Origin of the sequence: Streptomyces odontomachi, assembly GCF_024435355.1 — a bacterium.
GTDB lineage: Bacteria > Actinomycetota > Actinomycetes > Streptomycetales > Streptomycetaceae > Streptomyces > Streptomyces odontomachi.
The window spans coordinates 172047-187844 of the sequence record NZ_JAMJWG010000020.1; the positions used below are offsets into that span (position 1 = coordinate 172047).

Here is a 15798-nt window from a genome sequence, read left to right on the forward strand (position 1 = left end):
ATGAGGGACGGCAGCGGCGGGCAGCGCGGGGACGCGGCCGCACGGGGCGGCGGCGCGGGCCCGCCCGCCGGTGACACGGGCGGTCCCGGTGGCGGCGCGGGCGGGCCCGGTGGCGGCGCGGGCGGTCCCGGTGGCGTCTTCGCCGCCCGCACCGGCGATGAGCCGCACGGCGACGACTCGCCGGCGCGGGCGCGTGAGGTGCGCAGCGCCTGGCAGGGCCTGATCGAGCTGCGCCGGATGACGCACCCGGACGGCGCGACCGACCGGCCGTGCGGCTGGGAGCGCGCGCATCTCGTCCGGGCGGCGGCGCTCGCCCTGGAGGCGGCCGGCTGCCGCCCCGCCACGGCCGGCACCGGCGGCTACCACGTGTCGGAAACCCCCCAGCCGGAGGCCGTCGCCGTCCGGGCGCACACCACGCAGGAGCTGCGGGCCTGCGCGACCGCCCTGGAGGACGCCGGTTGGCAGCCCAGCGAGCACCGTGATCGCAGACGCGGCACGCACTACCTGCTGGCGTCACCACGCCGCGCGTGAGCGCTGCCCGGTTCCACACGGCCCGACGGCCGCCGCGGCGGCCCGGGTGGGTGCGGGCGGAATACGCGACGCCCGCCGGCGGTTCAGGGCGGATGAGCAAGCGCTCAGAAACCTACCCGCCCGCTCTGCCGCCCACCTGCGCACCGACCAGAGCCCCACCCCGGCCCACGCACCACGAAAGGCACGCCATGCGCCCCACGCCCGAGCCGACCGCCACGGCGCCGGCCCCGGAGTTCGCCCCCGCCGAACCCGCCACCGGGCCCGCCACCGGGCCCGCGTCGCCCGCCCCCGGCGCTCCGGAGCCCTCCGCCACCGTGGACTTCTCGGTCCCCATCACCGTGCGGGGCTACGAGACCGACACCCAGGGCCACCTCAACCAGAGCGTGTACCTCCAGTACGCCGAGCACGCCCGCTGGTCGCTGTTGCAGGCCGCCGGCATCCGCCAGCAGGACCTGGTGAACCACCGGGTCGGCCCGGTGGTGCTGGAGACGACCATCCGCTACCTGCGGGAACTACGCGCGGGCGACGAGACGGAGATGAGCTGCCGGCTGGTGTGGGGCACCGGCAAGACCTTCCGCGTCGAGCAGACCCTCACCAAGGCCGACGGCACGGTGGCCGCGGAGGTGGCCGCCGTCAGCGGCCTGCTCGACCTGACGGAGCGCCGGCTCGTCGCGGACCCCCGCGGCGTCCTCCGCAAGCTGGCCGCGGACCCGGCGGCGTTCGGGATCTGACCGCCGTCCGGGCACCCGGGCGATGGACTCGCCGATCGCGTGCACCTCGCCGTACTACCGCCGGTACGAGGAGAACGCGGTGGAGTACCAGAACGCCGCGTTGACGACCGCACCCACGCCCGCCAGGATCATGATCACGACAGGCGGCACGAAGGCGGCTACGGCGGCTGTTGCGAGCGTGCCGGCCGCGAGCGACCAGCCGGCGCTGAGGACGTCGAGCTGGGCGTCGGCGAACGTGTCGACGGCCGCGGCGACGGTGGCGACGGTGGCGACGCCCACGAGCACCACCAGCGCGGCGCCGAGCGGGCCCAGTTCCACGGCGACGAGCAGGTCCCTGAGAAAGGTGGGCGACAGCTCGGTACCCAGCTGATGGACCACGCCGATGCCCGTGATCCCGGCAAGCAGCGTGATCAGCGTGAACCTGCCGAGCCTGGACGGGCCGAGCGCAGGTACCAGGATCGGAACCAGCACGAGCGCCGCCGAGGCAATCTCCCACCGTGACCCCGGATCACCGTGCGGGACGTGATCCGGTGGTGCACCGACACTGGCGATCACCAGGACGAACACGCCGAACGCGAGCGTCCACAGCACGACCGTTCTCAGGCGGGGCGCGATCCATACGCCACCGTTGTCCGGGTATGCCGCGAGGAGCACGAGGCCGACGCCGGCGATGCGCGGATGACCGGCACCGCATAGGCCGCAAAAGTGCTGGCGTACGCCGCGACCAACGGAAGACCGACGATGGCCTGCGACAGCAGCACCCGGTCGATCTCCCAGCCGGGGAAGTTGTCCGACTCGGGCACCAGGGTTGCGAAGAACGCCAGGACGACGGCGATCACCGGCAAGGGCCACGTCCGATCCCGCAAGCGCGGTAGCCGCCGCGAGAGCGATCGCCAAGCCACCCGCCAAGCGCATCTGAGACCCCTTCGCTCGTTCACCGCGGACACCGAACGGCCGACGCGCGTGGCCACGACTTCCCCGCCCTGTTCGCCGGTCGCGCTGCTCGCCGCCCCGACCGGGGGAGGCTAGTTCCGCGGCGCTGGGACTCCTCCCGGAGCGAGACCGGGCAACCACCACGATCCGTACGAGCACATCACCCACGACGCACGCCAGCCCGTGACCAGCGCCATCGAGATGAGGGCCCGTCATGCGTCGACCCTGAGGCCTCCCCGCCCCGAGCCGGGCGACCAACTCGAGCCCGAAGGCGCCCACATGATCCGCCGTACAGGGCCCTAGGCAGCGCTGGCGAATTCCGGTAGGAAAGTTTCCTAACAGTGTAGGAGCGACCCCTGGAGGTCACGTGCACTCCCCCCACCCCGGCGGCCCCGGCCGCCGCACCCTGCTCGCCCTCATGGGTGCCACGCTGCTCGCGGGACCCGTCGTACTCGGCGGATCCGCGGGTGCCGCGACGCGTTCCGGGCTGCCCGGCGCGGCACCCGGCGCCGGTGTCGCGCCCGGCATCGCCGCGGTCGGGCTCGACGACCCGGAGAAGAAGGAAATCGCGATGGAGCTGGTGTGCAGCGCGGAGAACTCCTCGCTGGACTGGCAGGCCCAGTACGGCTACATCGAGGACATCGGTGACGGCCGCGGCTACACGGGCGGCATCATCGGCTTCTGCTCCGGCACCCACGACATGCTGGTCCTCGTCGAGCTGTACACCGACCGGGTGCCCGACAACCCGCTCGCCGAGTACCTGCCCGCGCTGCGCGAGGTGGACGGCACCGACTCGCACGAAGGGCTCGACCCGGGTTTCACCGACGCCTGGCAGGAGGCGGCCGAGGACGAGGCGTTCCAGCAGGCGCAGAACGACGAGCGGGACCGCGTCTACTTCGATCCGGCGGTCGGCCAGGGCAAGGACGACGGCCTGGGCGTGCTCGGCCAGTTCATCTACTACGACGCCATGGTGATGCACGGCCCGGGAGACGACGACGTCAGCTTCGGCGGGATCCGCGCACGGGCGCTCGGCAACGCGGACACGCCTGGGGACGGCGGCGACGAGGTGGAGTACCTGAACGCCTTCCTGGACGCCCGGGTCTGGGCGATGAACCAGGAGGAGGCGCATTCGGACACCAGCCGGGTCGACACCGAACAGCGGGTCTTCCTGGACGACGGCAATCTGAACCTGGACCCGCCGCTGGACTGGAAGGTCTACGGCGACCCGTACCACATCGGCTGACCGGAGCCCGGGGGAGGCACTCCCCCGGGCCGCCCGGCCAACCGCTGCTACGCGTCCTATGCGTCCTACGCGTCCGCGGCGAGCCGGCCCAGACGCTGGGCCTCGTCGCGGGTGGCACGGGCCAGCGCGTCCTCGTCGACGTGGACGAGGCGGCCGTGCTCGGCGACGGGGGCGCCGCCCACCAGCGACAGCGTGACGGGTGCCGGGGCGCCGAAGACCAGTGCGGTCACCGGGTCGGCGATGGAGGCGTGGGCGAGGGTGTCCATCTTCCAGAGCACCACGTCGGCGAGCTTGCCGGGCTCCAGGGAGCCGATCGCCGCGGCGCGGCCGAGCACCCGCGCGCCGCCGTGGGTGGCCAGCCGCAGCACCTGGCGGGCGTTCAGGGCCCGTTCGCGGTGCCGGCCGAGGCGGTTGATCAGCAGGGCGTTGCGCAGTTCGGTGTGGAGCTCACCGGACTCGTTGGACGCCGTGCCGTCGACACCCAGGCCGACCGGGACACCGGCGGCCAGCAGATCGGGGACGCGCGCGATACCGGCGGCGAGCCGGGCGTTGGATGACGGGCAGTGCGCGACGCCGGTGCCGCTGCGGGCGAACGCGGCGATGTCGGAGTCGTTCATGTGGACGCAGTGCGCCATCCAGACGTCGTCGCCGAGCCACCCGGTGGACTCGAAGTAGTCCGTGGGCCCCATGCCGAACCGCTCGTGGCAGAACTTCTCCTCCTCCACGGTCTCCGAGCCGTGCGTGTGCAGCCGCACGCCCTTGCGGCGGGCCAGTTCGGCGGCCCTGGTCAGCAGCTCGGTGGAGACGGAGAACGGCGAGCAGGGTGCGACCGCGATCTGCGTCATGGCGCCCGGCGCCGGGTCGTGGTGGGCGTCGATGGCCTCTTCGGTGGCCTGGAGCGCGCCGTCCAGGGACTCCACGGCGAAGTCAGGTGGCAGCCCGCCGTCGGAGGCACCGAGGTCCATGGAGCCGCGGGCGAGCGTGCAGCGCACCCCGGTCTCGGCGGCGGCCCGGAGCACCGCACCGGTCAGGTCGCCGGCGCCGCGCGGGTAGACGTAGTGGTGGTCCATGGCGGTGGTGACGCCGCCGCGCGCCATCATCGCGAGCGAGCCCCGCGCTGCCTGGTAGAGCATCGGCTCGTCGATGTGGCCCCAGACGGGGTAGAGCGCGCTGAGCCAGTCGAAGAGGTTGTGGTCGGTGGCGAGTCCGCGGGTGAGCCACTGGTAGAAGTGGTGGTGGGTGTTGACCAGGCCGGGGGTGAGCAGGTGCCCCGTGCCGTCGATGCGGCGGGTGACGCCTGGCAGGTCGCCGGGCGCCGGGCCGGGGCCGACCGCCTCGATGGTGTCCCCCGCGATCACGACATGGCCCGCGGTGTACTCGGTGTCGTCGGCGTCGACGGTGGCGATGGCGCAGTGCTCGATGACGAGACGAGGTGCCGCTGCGATGTGCTCGGGGGTGGCGGTGTGCTGGGCTGCCGTGCGGCGCATGGGCGTCTCCTCGCTTCTCGTGTCCGGGCGAGCGTGGTCAGAGGTTGGTCAGGTCGACGGGGATCCGTGCTTCGTGGCCGGCGCGCAGCACGGTGCCCTCGATGAGCCCGTAGGGGCGGTCGGCGGCGAAGTAGACCTCGTTGTCGTTGGTCAGGCCGAACGGTTCGAGGTCCACCAGGAAGTGGTGCTGGTTGGGCAGCGAGAAGCGGACCTCGACCATCTCCGGCCGGTGGTCGATGATCCGCGCGCCCATCTCGTACAGGGTCTGCTGGAGCGAGAGGGAGTAGGTCTCCGCGAAGGCCCGCAGCAGGTGCTGCCTGGTCTCGGCGTACGACTCGTCCCAGCGCGGCATCGGTGTGTCGTCGTCGGCCCAGCCGAATCGCCAGCACCCGGTGACGCGGGTGGCGAGGACACGGTCGTGGGCCTCCTGGAGGGTGGTGTACCGGTCCTTGGTGTAGCCCCAGAACTCGGAGTCGGTGGAGTTCAGCACGACCAGGTCGCGTACCCCCGAGACGACCTCCCAGCCCTCGCCGTCGTAGCCGACCTGCGTGGTGCGGGTCTCCTGGCCGCGCCGGACGAAGGAGTGCGGGCCGGGCACGGTGCCGTCCGCCCCAGCCGTGCCGTCCGGTCCCGCGCCGCCGCCCGGGGTCCCGGATATCGCGATGCGCTCCCAGGCGTACTCCTCGATGCGCACCCGGGCCCGATGGATCGCCGGCTGCGAGGTCACGAAGTGCCGGGCGAGGTGGACGGCGAACTCCTCGGCGGAGGAGACACCGTGTTCCTTGGCGAAGGCGAACACGGTGTTCTTCATGGTGTCGGTCGGCAGCACCTGGGCGTTGGAGCCGGAGAGGTGCGCCCCGGACAGGTCGCCGCTCAGCGCGACCGAGACGTTCAGGTCCCTGATGTGGTGGGTGTCGCCGTCCCGCGTGATGCGCACGACACGGGTCTCCGCCTTGCCGTACTGGTTCTGGCCGAGCAGCACCGGGCGGGGATCGGACGGCGACGTGGCGGTGGACGGCTGGTCGGCCCGGGAACGGTCCCGGGCGTCGGCATCGGTGGTCATGGCTCAGCTGGCTCCCTGGTGTCTGGTGCCGACGCGGTCGGCTTCCCCCTGGCTCCTCCGGTGGACCGCCTGGGTCTGTCGTCACACTCCCGTCGTTGCCCGAAGGGCGGCTCGGCAGCGTCAGGTGCGTGCTCTGGGGGTCCCCCTGCTCGAACAGCTTGCGGGAGTGCCGGGCGCGAGTCCGCGTACGCACGGGGGCACCTCCCACGCCGTCCAGGCAGTGGGGGAGCGTGCATGGCGTCGCCGGGCAGACGGGAGTTTGACGACAGGGCCTAGCTCCCCCGGTACACCGCGTACCCGTACGGGTTGAGCAGCAGCGGTACGTGGTAGTGCTCGCCGGGGGCGACGGCGAACGTGACGGTCACCTCCGGGAAGAAGGCGACCGGCAGAGGATCGGCGGCCCGCGCGGTGAGGTACGCCTCGGTGTCGAAGGTGAGCCGTACGTGTGTGGTGCCCTCCGCGGGCGCCGGGAGGTCCTTGCACCGGCCGTCCGCGTCGGTGCGGGACGTTCCGACCGCGGCCCAGGTGGTGTCGCCGGCGCGTGCGGCGAGGGTGACGGTGACACCGGTGGCGGGCCTTCCGGCGCTGGTGTCCAGGATGTGCGTCGAGACGGATGCGGTGCCGTCGCCGCTCATGCGGCTCCCTCCTCGACCAGTCGGGTCAGGCGAAGACGGTTGATCTTGGCCAGTTCGGCGCGGACGACCGCGCGTTCCCGCTCGGGCGGGTTGCCGAGCCGGTCCCTGAGCGCGTCCCGCAGCTGCTCGCCGCTCAGGCCCGTCGCGCAGATCAGGAAGACCTGCCCGAAGGTGCTCTGGTAGGCGCGGTTGAGTTCGACCATCTGCCGCTTCAGGTCCGCTTCGGCCTCGGTCATGCCGTGCTGTTCACGGGCCGAAGTCGGGTCCCCCGCCGCCGGGCGGCCGATGGGCGGGTGTCCCGCCACCGCCTGTGCCAGGTCCGCGTCGGTGAGCGCGGCCGTGGCGGCGTCGCTGGTGGCGAGCAGGTGTGCGGCGCTGGGGTAGGGGCGGCGCGCGAGCAGGGCGGCCACCCAGGCGTGGCTCGCGCACACGGCGCGGAGTTCGGCGGCGGCCGCGGCGGTCGGTCGGGCGTTGAGGCGCGCGAGGCCCGGGGGTGCGGGGGCCGCATGGGGCGGACGCTCACCGGTCGAGGTCACGCGCGCCTCCGGGGCCTGGGCGGGACGGGCTGCATTGCGCCTAGCCAATACCTCCCACGGGCAATCGTCAACAGTTTGTTGAATGTCATCTCCGGTCGGCGTCCCCGGCCATCCGAGCCTCGAGGTGGACGCCGACCGCCACGGTGCACGCCGCGACCAGGCCCGCCAGCGGCACCGCCCAGTGCCGCGCGAGCGTGGCCGCCAGGACCAGCACCGCGCCGCACGGCAGCACCAGCTGCTGGGGAGTGCTGCGCTTGAAGTGGCGGCTGTGCACCCACCACACCGTCACCATGTACAGGGCCGTCGGCGCGGTCACCGCGAAGGAGGCCGCCGGGGGCGTGAGGTCCGTGTGGTGGGTCACCTGCTCCACGGCCACCTCGATGCCCGCACCGATCGCCGCGGCCGAACCGAAGATCACGTAGTGCCCGTAGCCCCACCAGAACGGCTGGCTGCCCTCGGCCAGGTACTCGTGGATCGGCGCGGCGAAGTAGATCCAGAACGCCGCGAAGACGATGACGAGGCCTCCGGCCGCGATCGGCAGCAGCTCGCCGAGGACCGCCGACTCGGCCAGGGCCGACTGGACCGCGACGGTGGCGGCGGCGATGCTCTCCCCCAGCACGATGATCGTGAACAGTCCGTACCGCTCCGAGATGTGGTGCGGGTGCCAGGGCGTGCGGTGCGCCCGCTCGGCGAAGGCCGGCACCGCCAGCTCCACCACGGCCAGCGGCCCGAACCCCCAGAGCCAGACGTCGGCCGGCAGCAACAGCAGCCCGACCCAGCCGAGCTGCACCACGACCAGGCCGGCGGCGTAGCGCACGGCCGTCCGCCGGGCGGGGCCCCGTTCCCCGTGGGCGGCGCGCAGCCACTGGAGGGTCAGCACCAGGCGCATGATCAGGTAGCCGGCCACCGCCAGCGAGTAGTCCGCGTGTTCGAAGGCGCGGGGGATCCCGGCGGCCAGCACCAGGACCCCGGCGATCTGCACCAGCGTCGCCACGCGGTAGGGCACGTCGTCGCAGTCGTAGGCGGAGGCGAACCAGGTGAAGTTCATCCAGGCCCACCAGATCGCGAAGAACACGATCACGTACTGGGTGATGCCGTGGACCGGGTGACCCGTGGTGACGGCGTGCACCAGCCGGCCGCCGGCCTGCGAGACCGCCACCACGAAACACAGGTCGAAGAAGAGCTCCAGCGGTGTGGCCGCCCGGTGCTCCTCGTCACGCGCCCGTGCCCGCATCGGCGACATCAGCCGCGCGCGATGGCCGTGCCCGACGCCGCCCCTGCCCGCACTTTCGCTCATCACCCCACAGTCCCCGGGCGTGCCGTCGCACACACCTGGGCCGGCGCGGAAATACCCCGTCAGTCCTTCGGCCGCGGGCGCTCGGCGCCCTGTGCGGCGTTCTCCCTGTTCAGGTAGTTGTAAATGGTGAAGCGGCTGACGCCGAGCGCGGTCGCGACGGTCTCCACGCCGTGCCGCACGGCGAACGCGCCCCGCGCTTCCAGGCTCCCTACGATCCGTTGCTTCGTCTTGCGGTCGAGTGCGGCGAGGGGCCTGCCGTGCTCACGTTCCAGGGCGGCGAGGATACGGTCCAGGGAGTCGGCCAGTTGGGGCAGCCGGACGGCGACGACGTCGTGGCCCTGCCAGGCGAGGCGCACATCGTCCGGGCCGGCCTCGGCCAGCGGCAGCAACTCCCCGCCCATGGCGTCCACCAGCGGTTTCACCGCCCTGACGAAGGGGTCGTCGGCGAGCGAGGTCATGGCCGGCCGCCCTCGCCGGACTCGCCGTCATCGGTCTGCTCCTGGATGACGTTGACCTGGAGCGAGACACGGGTGGCGCCGGCCTGGAGGGTGCGGTTCAGCAGCGTGCCGATCGCGTCGAGCACCGCCGGGGCGTCGCCCTCCACCGTGTTGCCGAACGGGCCCACGTCCACCGCGTCGAGATCGGCGTCCTGAATGACCTCGCGGGCGACCAGCGCGTGGGACGGCGGTTCGTCCAGGTCGAAGGGCTCGGTCGTGAAATCGACGGTCAGTCGCATCAGGTGACCCTAACGGAGGCGGGCGGGGGCCGGTGTGGCGGCCCTGCCGCCCGCTGGTGAAGCGGCCCCGCGCCGACGTGGCGCGGGGCCGGATGACGCGGGCGGTCACAGCGCCTTGAGTTCCTCCGTCACCTCCAGCACCGACTTCTTCGCGTCACCGAAGAGCATCGTCGTCCGGTCGGCGTAGAAGAGCGGGTTGTCGATGCCGGCGAACCCGCTGTTCATCGAGCGCTTGAGCACGATCACCTGCCGGGACTCGTCCACGTTCAGGATCGGCATCCCGTGGATCGGGCTCGACGGATCCGTGCGCGCCGCGGGGTTGGTGACGTCGTTCGCGCCGATCACCAGGGTGACGTCGGTGCGCGCGAACTCGTCGTTGATCTCGTCCATCTCCTTGAGCGCGTCGTAGGCGACGTCGGCCTCGGCGAGCAGCACGTTCATGTGACCGGGCATGCGTCCGGCGACCGGATGGATCGCGTACTTGACCTCGACGCCCTTGGCCTGGAGCAGCTTGGCCATGTCCTTGACGGCGTGCTGGGCCTGGGCGACCGCCATGCCGTAGCCGGGCACGACGATGACCTGCGCGGCGTAGGCCATCTGGATCGCCGCGTCGGACGCCGAGGTGGACCGCACGGTGCGGGCCTCCTCCCCGTCGCCGCCCGAGGCGAGGGCGCCGCCTCCGCCGAAGCCGCCGGCGACGATCGCCGGGATCGTCCGGTTCATGGCCACGGCCATCTGGTTCGTCAGGATCGAACCGGACGCTCCGACGATCATGCCGGCGACGATCATCGCCGTGTTGTCCAGCGCCAGGCCGGCCGCCGCTGCCGAGAGCCCGGTCAGCGCGTTCAGCAGCGAGATGACGACGGGCATGTCGGCGCCACCGATCGGTATCACGACCATCACGCCGAGGACCGCGGCGAGCACCAGCAGCAGGATCACCCACACCTGCGCCGCGCCGCCCAGCCCGGCCACCACGGCACACGCGACCGAGGCGGCCAGCAGCAGCGCGTTGACGCCCTGTTGGGCCTTGCCCAGGCCCATCGGCCGGCCGGGCAGGATCTCCTGGAGCTTGCCGAAGGCGACCAGCGAGCCCCAGAAGGAGACCGAGCCGACGAGCGCGGCGAACATCGACGCGATCACGACATGGCCGGGGGTGCCGGTGAAACCGTCCGAGGTGCGGAACTCCGACCAGGCGATCAGCGCCACCGCCCCGCCGCCGACCCCGTTGAACAACGCCACCATCTGCGGCATCGCGGTCATCTTGACGCGCCGGGCGGAGGGCACGCCGAGCACGGTGCCCACGATCAGGCCCACGACGATCAGCACCCAGTTGTGGTCGACCCGCAGCAGGGTGGCGACCACGGCGACCACCATGCCGGCCGCCGCGATCTTGTTGCCGCGCACCGCGGTCTTCGGCCCGGTCAGGCCGGACAGGCCGTAGATGAACAGCGCGAAAGCGATGATGTAGAGGACGCGTACCAGGGTGTCCATCAGTCGCCCTCCTTCCTGCCGCCGGGCCGGGTCTTGAACATCCCGAGCATCCGGTCGGTCACCAGGAAGCCGCCGACCACGTTGATGGTGCCGAACGCGATGGCGACGACCAGGACGATCGAGTCCAGCACGGACGGGTCCTTCAGCTCGCCCAGCAGGGTCAGGCCGCCCAGCAGCACGATGCCGTGGATCGCGTTGGTGCCGGACATCAGCGGGGTGTGCAGGGTGTTCGGCACCTTGGAGATGACGGCGAACCCGACGAACCCGGCCAGCACCAGGATCGCGATATTGGCGGTCAGACTGTCCGCATCCATCAGGACTCCTCCTTTGCGACCCTGGTGACACACGACTTGGCCAGGACCTCGTCGGACCAGTCGGGCGCGACGGCGCCCGCCTCGTCGAGCATCAGCCCCAGGAGCGCAGCGACGTTGCGCGCGTACAGCTCCGAGGCGTGTTCCGGCATCGTCGCCGGCAGGTTGAGCGGCGCGGCGATGGTGACGTCGTGCCTCACCACGACCTCGCCCGGCTCGGTCAGCTCGCAGTTCCCTCCCATCTCGCCGGCCAGGTCGACGACGACGCTGCCCGGCCGCATGCCCTTGACCGCCTCCGCCGTGACCAGCGTGGGCGCCTTCCGGCCCGGCACCAGCGCGGTGGTGATGACGACGTCGAATCCGGTGATCGCCTCCTCCAGGCGCCGCTGCTGCTCGGCACGCTCCTCGTCGGTCAGCTCGCGGGCGTAACCGCCCTCGCCGGCCGCCGAGATCCCCAGATCAAGCCACTGGGCTCCCAGTGACCGCACTTGTTCGGCCACTTCGGGGCGGACGTCGTAGCCGGTGGTGCGGGCGCCGAGCCGCTTGGCGGTGGCCAGCGCCTGGAGGCCCGCCACGCCCACGCCCAGCACCAGCGCGGTCGCCGGCTTCACGGTGCCCGCCGCCGTCGTCAGCATCGGGAAGAACCGCGTGGAGCGCTCGGCGGCGAGCAGGACGGCCTTGTAGCCGGCCACGTTCGCCTGCGAGGACAGCGCGTCCATCGACTGGGCGCGGGAGATCCGCGGCACGGACTCCATCGCGAAGCCGGCGACGCCGGCCTGGCGCAGCGCCTCGATCGTCTCCGGAGCGGTCAGCGGTGCGAGGAAGCCGACCAGCGTGGTCCCGGAGCGCAGTTTCCCGATCTCCTCGGCGGTCGGCGGGGTGACCTTGACCACCACGTCGCACTCCCACGGATCGCCGATGGTCGCGCCCGCGGCCACGAAGAGGTCGTCGGGGATGAGGGCGTCGAGTCCGGCGCCGGACTCGACGACGATCCCGCCGCACCGTTCGAGGAGTTTTTCGATCACCTTCGGTACCAGGGCAACCCGGCGCTCGCCGGCGCCCCGTTCGCGGGGCACCCCCACGGTCGCGCTGCGGGGACGCTGCACAGTCTCAGCGCTCATGTACACATCCTTGCGATTGCACTGCCGTACCTCCAACATCGCAAAACGGGTGTCTTCGGGCCCGACCGGTCGCGCCGGCAGACGTACGCGTCGCCGGCCCGACGGCCGGCCGGGCCGGCCCAACGCCCTTCAAGGGGGATGGGTGGCGTCGACCCGGTGACGACGGCGCCGGGCAAAGGCTATGCGCCACCGCCGCGCCGCGCCCGGAACTCCGGCCGCACTGGCCGAAGGCCCCCTGCGCCCTGGAGGCCCTCTTGACAGGCTCGGACCCGCCGCGGGCCCCTTGACATCGCCAGAGCCCGGCGGCACTCTTTTCCGTAAAGTAGAAGAATTATTCCGTATTACGGAAGTCGTGGGACGAACAAAGATATCCGCGTCGAGCGCAGAAAGGCAATGCCCGGCAGCGCTTGTGCCGGACAACGGCACAGGTCGGACACCCCGCACACGCCGGTTGCACGCGCCGGGCACAGGCCGCCCACCCCCGCAGGACAACCAGACGGCACCTGCACGTCGAAGGACGCGCAGGCCCCGAACAGACGTACCGCAGGCCCGAATCCGAAGGAGCGCCGCCCTCTCATGGCTCCCCTCCCTGAGCCCCTCCCGCCCGAAGACGCCGCGCCGGACGGGGGCCCGTACACCGGCCACCGCTTCGATGTGAACCTGTCCATCCTCTTCACCGAGCTACCGCTTCTCCAGCGCCCGGCGGCGGCAGCGGCTGCCGGCTTCACCGCCGTCGAGCTGTGGTGGCCCTGGGTCGACGCACCGGTGCCGCCGCGCGGTGAACTGGAGGCGTTGCGCGGGGCCATCGAGGACGCGGGGGTGCGCCTGGTCGGCCTGAACTTCTACGCGGGCCGGCTGCCGGGACCCGACCGGGGCGCGCTGTCGGTGCCCGGCGCCGAGTCCGAGAGGTTCCGCGACAACATCGACGTGGCGGCCGACTTCGCCGACTCCCTGGGCTGCCGCGCGCTGAACGCGCTGTACGGCAATCGCGTCGAGGGCGTGGACCCCGGCGAGCAGGACGCCCTCGCGCTGGTGAACCTCCGGCTCGCGGCCCGCGCCGCGGACCGCATCGGCGCCACCCTGCTCATCGAGGCCCTCAACCGCCCCGAGTCACCGCACTACCCGCTCGTCAGCGCACCGCAGGCCGTCCAGATCGTCGAGCAGGTGAACGAGACGACCGGACTGGACAACACGCGCTTCCTGATGGACCTCTACCACCTGTCCATGAACGGCGAGGACCTGCCCGCGGTCATCGACCGGTACGCGGCGCTGACCGGTCATGTGCAGATCGCGGACGACCCGGGCCGGGGCGCGCCCGGCACCGGCGCGCTGCCGCTCGGCGAGCTGCTCGGGCGGCTGCGCACGGCGGGCTACGACGGCTGGATCGGGTTGGAGTACAAGCCCGGGGACCGGCCGAGCGCCGAGGCGTTCAACTGGCTGCCCGGACCGGCGCGCGCGGCACGCTGACACGCCGCCCGTCGCCCCTTGACACGGCACCCCATCGCACCGGAAGGCACCCACATGAGCAGCACTGTCGCGGGCCCCGCCGGGTCCGACCGGCCCTCGGTGGCCTGGATCGGCCTCGGCATCATGGGCTCCCCCATGGCCGAGAACCTGATCAAGGCCGGATACCCCGTCACCGGGTACACCCTGGAGCCCGAGAAGCTCCAGCGGCTGGCCACCGCGGGCGGCACGGCGGCCGGTTCGGTCGCCGAAGCGGTACGGGACGCCGATGTGATCATCACCATGGTGCCCGCCTCCCCGCAGGTCGAGGCCGTCGCCTACGGTCCCGACGGCATCCTGGAGAACGCCCGGCCCGGAACGCTGCTGATCGACATGTCGTCGATCACCCCGGGCACCTCGGTGGCGCTGGCCGAGGCCGCCGCCGCGAAGGGCGTCCGGGTCCTGGACGCGCCCGTCTCCGGGGGCGAGGCCGGCGCGATCGAGGCGGTGCTGTCCATCATGGTCGGCGGCGACCAGGCCGACTTCGACGTGGCCCGACCCCTCTTCGACGCGCTGGGCAAGACCGTGGTGCACTGCGGCCCGCACGGCGCCGGCCAGACGGTGAAGGCCGCCAACCAGCTCATCGTCGCCGTCAACATCCAGGCGTGCGCCGAGGCCGTGGTCTTCCTGGAGAAGTCCGGGGTGGACCTGCCGGCGGCGCTGGACGTGCTCGGCGGTGGCCTGGCCGGCTCCACCGTGCTGGCCCGCAAGCGGGACAACTTCCTGCGCCGCGACTTCGCACCGGGTTTCCGCATCGACCTGCACCACAAGGACATGGGCATCGTCACGGACGCGGCACGCGCGGTCGGCGCGGCCATCCCGGCGGGCGCACTGGTCGCCCAGCTGGTCGCGGCGCTGCGCGCCCAGGGCGACGGCGGCCTCGACCACTCCGCCCTGCTGCGCGCGGTGGAACGCCTGTCGGCACCGGCGGCCTGACCCCCGCCGGTGCCGACTCTCGTGTGCCACGCCCGTCATCCCGGGCAGACGGGAGAGGGATCCTGGCCGCGTAGGTACTGGGATTGCTCGGTCTTTGTGAAGTTGCGGTCCAGGGCCGAGCAGATGGCGCGGCTCATGGCGCGCGCGTCGCGGGAGTCCACGTTCCACAGCCGGGCGGTGCCGTCATCGCTGGCAGTGGCGACCGTTCTGCCGTCCGGGCTGAACGCCACCGAGATCACCGGCATGGTGTGGCCTTTCAGAATGGTGCGGGGCTCGCCTGTCCGCACATCCGACAGGCGTGCGGTGCCGTCATCGCTGCCGGTGGCGAGCGTCTTGCCGTCCGGGCTGAACGCCACCGAACGAACAGCCCCCGTATGACCCTTAAGAGTGCTACCAAGCCCAGCCGTGCGCACATCCCACAACCGTGCGGTGCCATCATCGCTGCCGGTGGCGAGCGTCTTGCCGTCCGGGCTGAACGCCACCGAACGAACAGCCCCCGTATGACCCTTAAGAGTGCTACCAAGCCCACCCGTGCGCACATCCCACAACCGTGCGGTGCCATCGAAGCTGCCGCCGGTGGCAAGTGTTCCACCGTCCGGGCTGAACGCCACCGAACCCACGACGTCGGTGTAGTTCCCGAGGGTGGTACGGAGTTTCCCGGTCCGCGCGTCCCAGAGGCGTGCGCTGCCATCGGAGCTGCTGGCGGTGGCGAGGGTACGGCCGTCGGGGCTGAACGCCACAGACTCCACGATGTCGGCGTCCCCCCTGAGCCTGGTGCTGGGATCGCCGGAACGCACGTCCCACAGCCGGGCGGGGTCGTCTTCGCTTGCGGTGGCAAGTGTGCGGCCGTCCGGGCTGAACGCCAGCGCACGTATCGTCCCCGTGGAGTCCTTGAGGGTGGTGCGGATCTTTCCGGTCGGCACGTCCCACAGACGTGTAGCGTCGTCGTAGCTGCCGCCGGTGGCGAGCGTGGCGCCGTCCGGGCTGAACGCCACCGCACGCACCGTGCCGGCGTGGCCCTTGAAGATCGTGCGGGGCTCGCCCGAGGACCGCGCGTCCCAGAGGCGTACGGTGTCGTCATCGCTCTCGGTGGTGAGCGTCTTTCCGTCCGGGCTGAACGCCACCGCACGCACGGCCATGGTATGGCCCTTGAAGACCATACGGGGCTTACCGGACTGCACGTCCCACAGGCAGGCGGTGTGGTCGCTGCTTCCGGTGGCGAGGGTGTTGCCGTCCGGGCTGAA

Annotated in this window: 18 protein-coding genes; 5 read left to right on the plus strand and 13 right to left on the minus strand. The window is 72.0% G+C overall.

Features of this window, described 5'->3' with window-relative positions; genetic code table 11:
* Entirely contained in the window at nt 1-531 is a 531-nt protein-coding gene (locus NQO67_RS33115; protein WP_255954061.1) for a hypothetical protein, read from the plus strand.
* Nucleotides 532-845: 314 nt separating this feature from the next.
* Nucleotides 846-1262 carry an acyl-CoA thioesterase gene (locus NQO67_RS33120; RefSeq protein WP_255954090.1) on the plus strand — a complete coding sequence of 139 codons (417 nt, stop codon included), beginning with the start codon at nt 846-848 and terminating at the stop codon, nt 1260-1262.
* A gap of 54 nt (nt 1263-1316) precedes the next feature.
* Here the strand turns inward: NQO67_RS33120 and NQO67_RS33125 are convergent, their stop codons facing one another.
* Both NQO67_RS33125 and NQO67_RS33130 read right to left on the minus strand, forming a co-directional pair.
* The gene (locus NQO67_RS33125; RefSeq protein WP_255954062.1) at nt 1317-1853 is read right to left on the minus strand and encodes a hypothetical protein; all 537 of its coding nucleotides are present in this window, start codon (nt 1851-1853) and stop codon (nt 1317-1319) included.
* A gap of 8 nt (nt 1854-1861) precedes the next feature.
* Entirely contained in the window at nt 1862-2101 is a 240-nt protein-coding gene (locus tag NQO67_RS33130) for a hypothetical protein (protein ID WP_255954063.1), read from the minus strand.
* A gap of 512 nt (nt 2102-2613) precedes the next feature.
* On the opposite strand from NQO67_RS33130, the gene NQO67_RS33135 reads away from it, so the two are divergent.
* Entirely contained in the window at nt 2614-3438 is an 825-nt protein-coding gene (locus NQO67_RS33135; RefSeq protein WP_255954091.1) for a chitosanase, read from the plus strand.
* A gap of 65 nt (nt 3439-3503) precedes the next feature.
* Here NQO67_RS33135 and NQO67_RS33140 read toward each other — a convergent pair whose 3' ends face one another.
* The 10 genes from NQO67_RS33140 to NQO67_RS33185 all read right to left on the minus strand — a co-directional run bounded on the left by NQO67_RS33140 (nt 3504) and on the right by NQO67_RS33185 (nt 12115).
* Nucleotides 3504-4925 carry an 8-oxoguanine deaminase gene (locus NQO67_RS33140; RefSeq protein WP_255954064.1) on the minus strand — a complete coding sequence of 474 codons (1422 nt, stop codon included), beginning with the start codon at nt 4923-4925 and terminating at the stop codon, nt 3504-3506.
* A gap of 37 nt (nt 4926-4962) precedes the next feature.
* Nucleotides 4963-5988: a factor-independent urate hydroxylase gene (gene pucL / locus NQO67_RS33145; protein ID WP_255954065.1), complete on the minus strand. Its 1026-nt coding sequence runs from the start codon at nt 5986-5988 to the stop codon at nt 4963-4965.
* Between the two features lie 272 nt (nt 5989-6260).
* Nucleotides 6261-6623: a hydroxyisourate hydrolase gene (gene uraH, locus NQO67_RS33150; protein ID WP_255954066.1), complete on the minus strand. Its 363-nt coding sequence runs from the start codon at nt 6621-6623 to the stop codon at nt 6261-6263.
* Nucleotides 6620-7159 carry a 2-oxo-4-hydroxy-4-carboxy-5-ureidoimidazoline decarboxylase gene (gene uraD / locus NQO67_RS33155; RefSeq protein ID WP_255954067.1) on the minus strand — a complete coding sequence of 180 codons (540 nt, stop codon included), beginning with the start codon at nt 7157-7159 and terminating at the stop codon, nt 6620-6622. Before uraD ends, uraH begins: the two co-directional genes overlap by 4 nt.
* Nucleotides 7160-7244: 85 nt before the next feature.
* Nucleotides 7245-8456 (minus strand): low temperature requirement protein A, encoded by a 1212-nt coding sequence (locus NQO67_RS33160; RefSeq protein WP_374119219.1) that lies wholly within the window; start codon nt 8454-8456, stop codon nt 7245-7247.
* 59 nt (nt 8457-8515) lie between these two features.
* Nucleotides 8516-8914 (minus strand): helix-turn-helix domain-containing protein, encoded by a 399-nt coding sequence (locus tag NQO67_RS33165; protein ID WP_255954068.1) that lies wholly within the window; start codon nt 8912-8914, stop codon nt 8516-8518.
* The gene (locus tag NQO67_RS33170; protein WP_255954069.1) at nt 8911-9192 is read right to left on the minus strand and encodes a thiamine-binding protein; all 282 of its coding nucleotides are present in this window, start codon (nt 9190-9192) and stop codon (nt 8911-8913) included. The genes NQO67_RS33165 and NQO67_RS33170 overlap by 4 nt, the downstream gene beginning before the upstream one ends.
* 105 nt (nt 9193-9297) lie before the next feature.
* Nucleotides 9298-10683, minus strand: a complete 1386-nt coding sequence (locus NQO67_RS33175) for an NAD(P)(+) transhydrogenase (Re/Si-specific) subunit beta (protein ID WP_255954070.1) — start codon at nt 10681-10683, stop codon at nt 9298-9300.
* Nucleotides 10683-10997: an NAD(P) transhydrogenase subunit alpha part 2 gene (locus NQO67_RS33180; protein WP_255954071.1), complete on the minus strand. Its 315-nt coding sequence runs from the start codon at nt 10995-10997 to the stop codon at nt 10683-10685. Before NQO67_RS33180 ends, NQO67_RS33175 begins: the two co-directional genes overlap by 1 nt.
* Complete coding sequence (locus NQO67_RS33185; RefSeq protein WP_255954072.1) at nt 10997-12115, minus strand: Re/Si-specific NAD(P)(+) transhydrogenase subunit alpha; 1119 nt, start codon at nt 12113-12115, stop codon at nt 10997-10999. The genes NQO67_RS33180 and NQO67_RS33185 overlap by 1 nt, the downstream gene beginning before the upstream one ends.
* A gap of 576 nt (nt 12116-12691) precedes the next feature.
* On the opposite strand from NQO67_RS33185, the gene NQO67_RS33190 reads away from it, so the two are divergent.
* Nucleotides 12692-13582 (plus strand): TIM barrel protein, encoded by an 891-nt coding sequence (locus tag NQO67_RS33190; protein WP_255954074.1) that lies wholly within the window; start codon nt 12692-12694, stop codon nt 13580-13582.
* 54 nt (nt 13583-13636) lie between these two features.
* Nucleotides 13637-14554 carry a 2-hydroxy-3-oxopropionate reductase gene (locus tag NQO67_RS33195; RefSeq protein ID WP_255954075.1) on the plus strand — a complete coding sequence of 306 codons (918 nt, stop codon included), beginning with the start codon at nt 13637-13639 and terminating at the stop codon, nt 14552-14554.
* Between the two features lie 35 nt (nt 14555-14589).
* Here the strand turns inward: NQO67_RS33195 and NQO67_RS33200 are convergent.
* The coding region (locus NQO67_RS33200) for a WD40 repeat domain-containing protein (RefSeq protein ID WP_305126571.1) at nt 14590-15798 on the minus strand (1209 nt) is incomplete at its 5' end.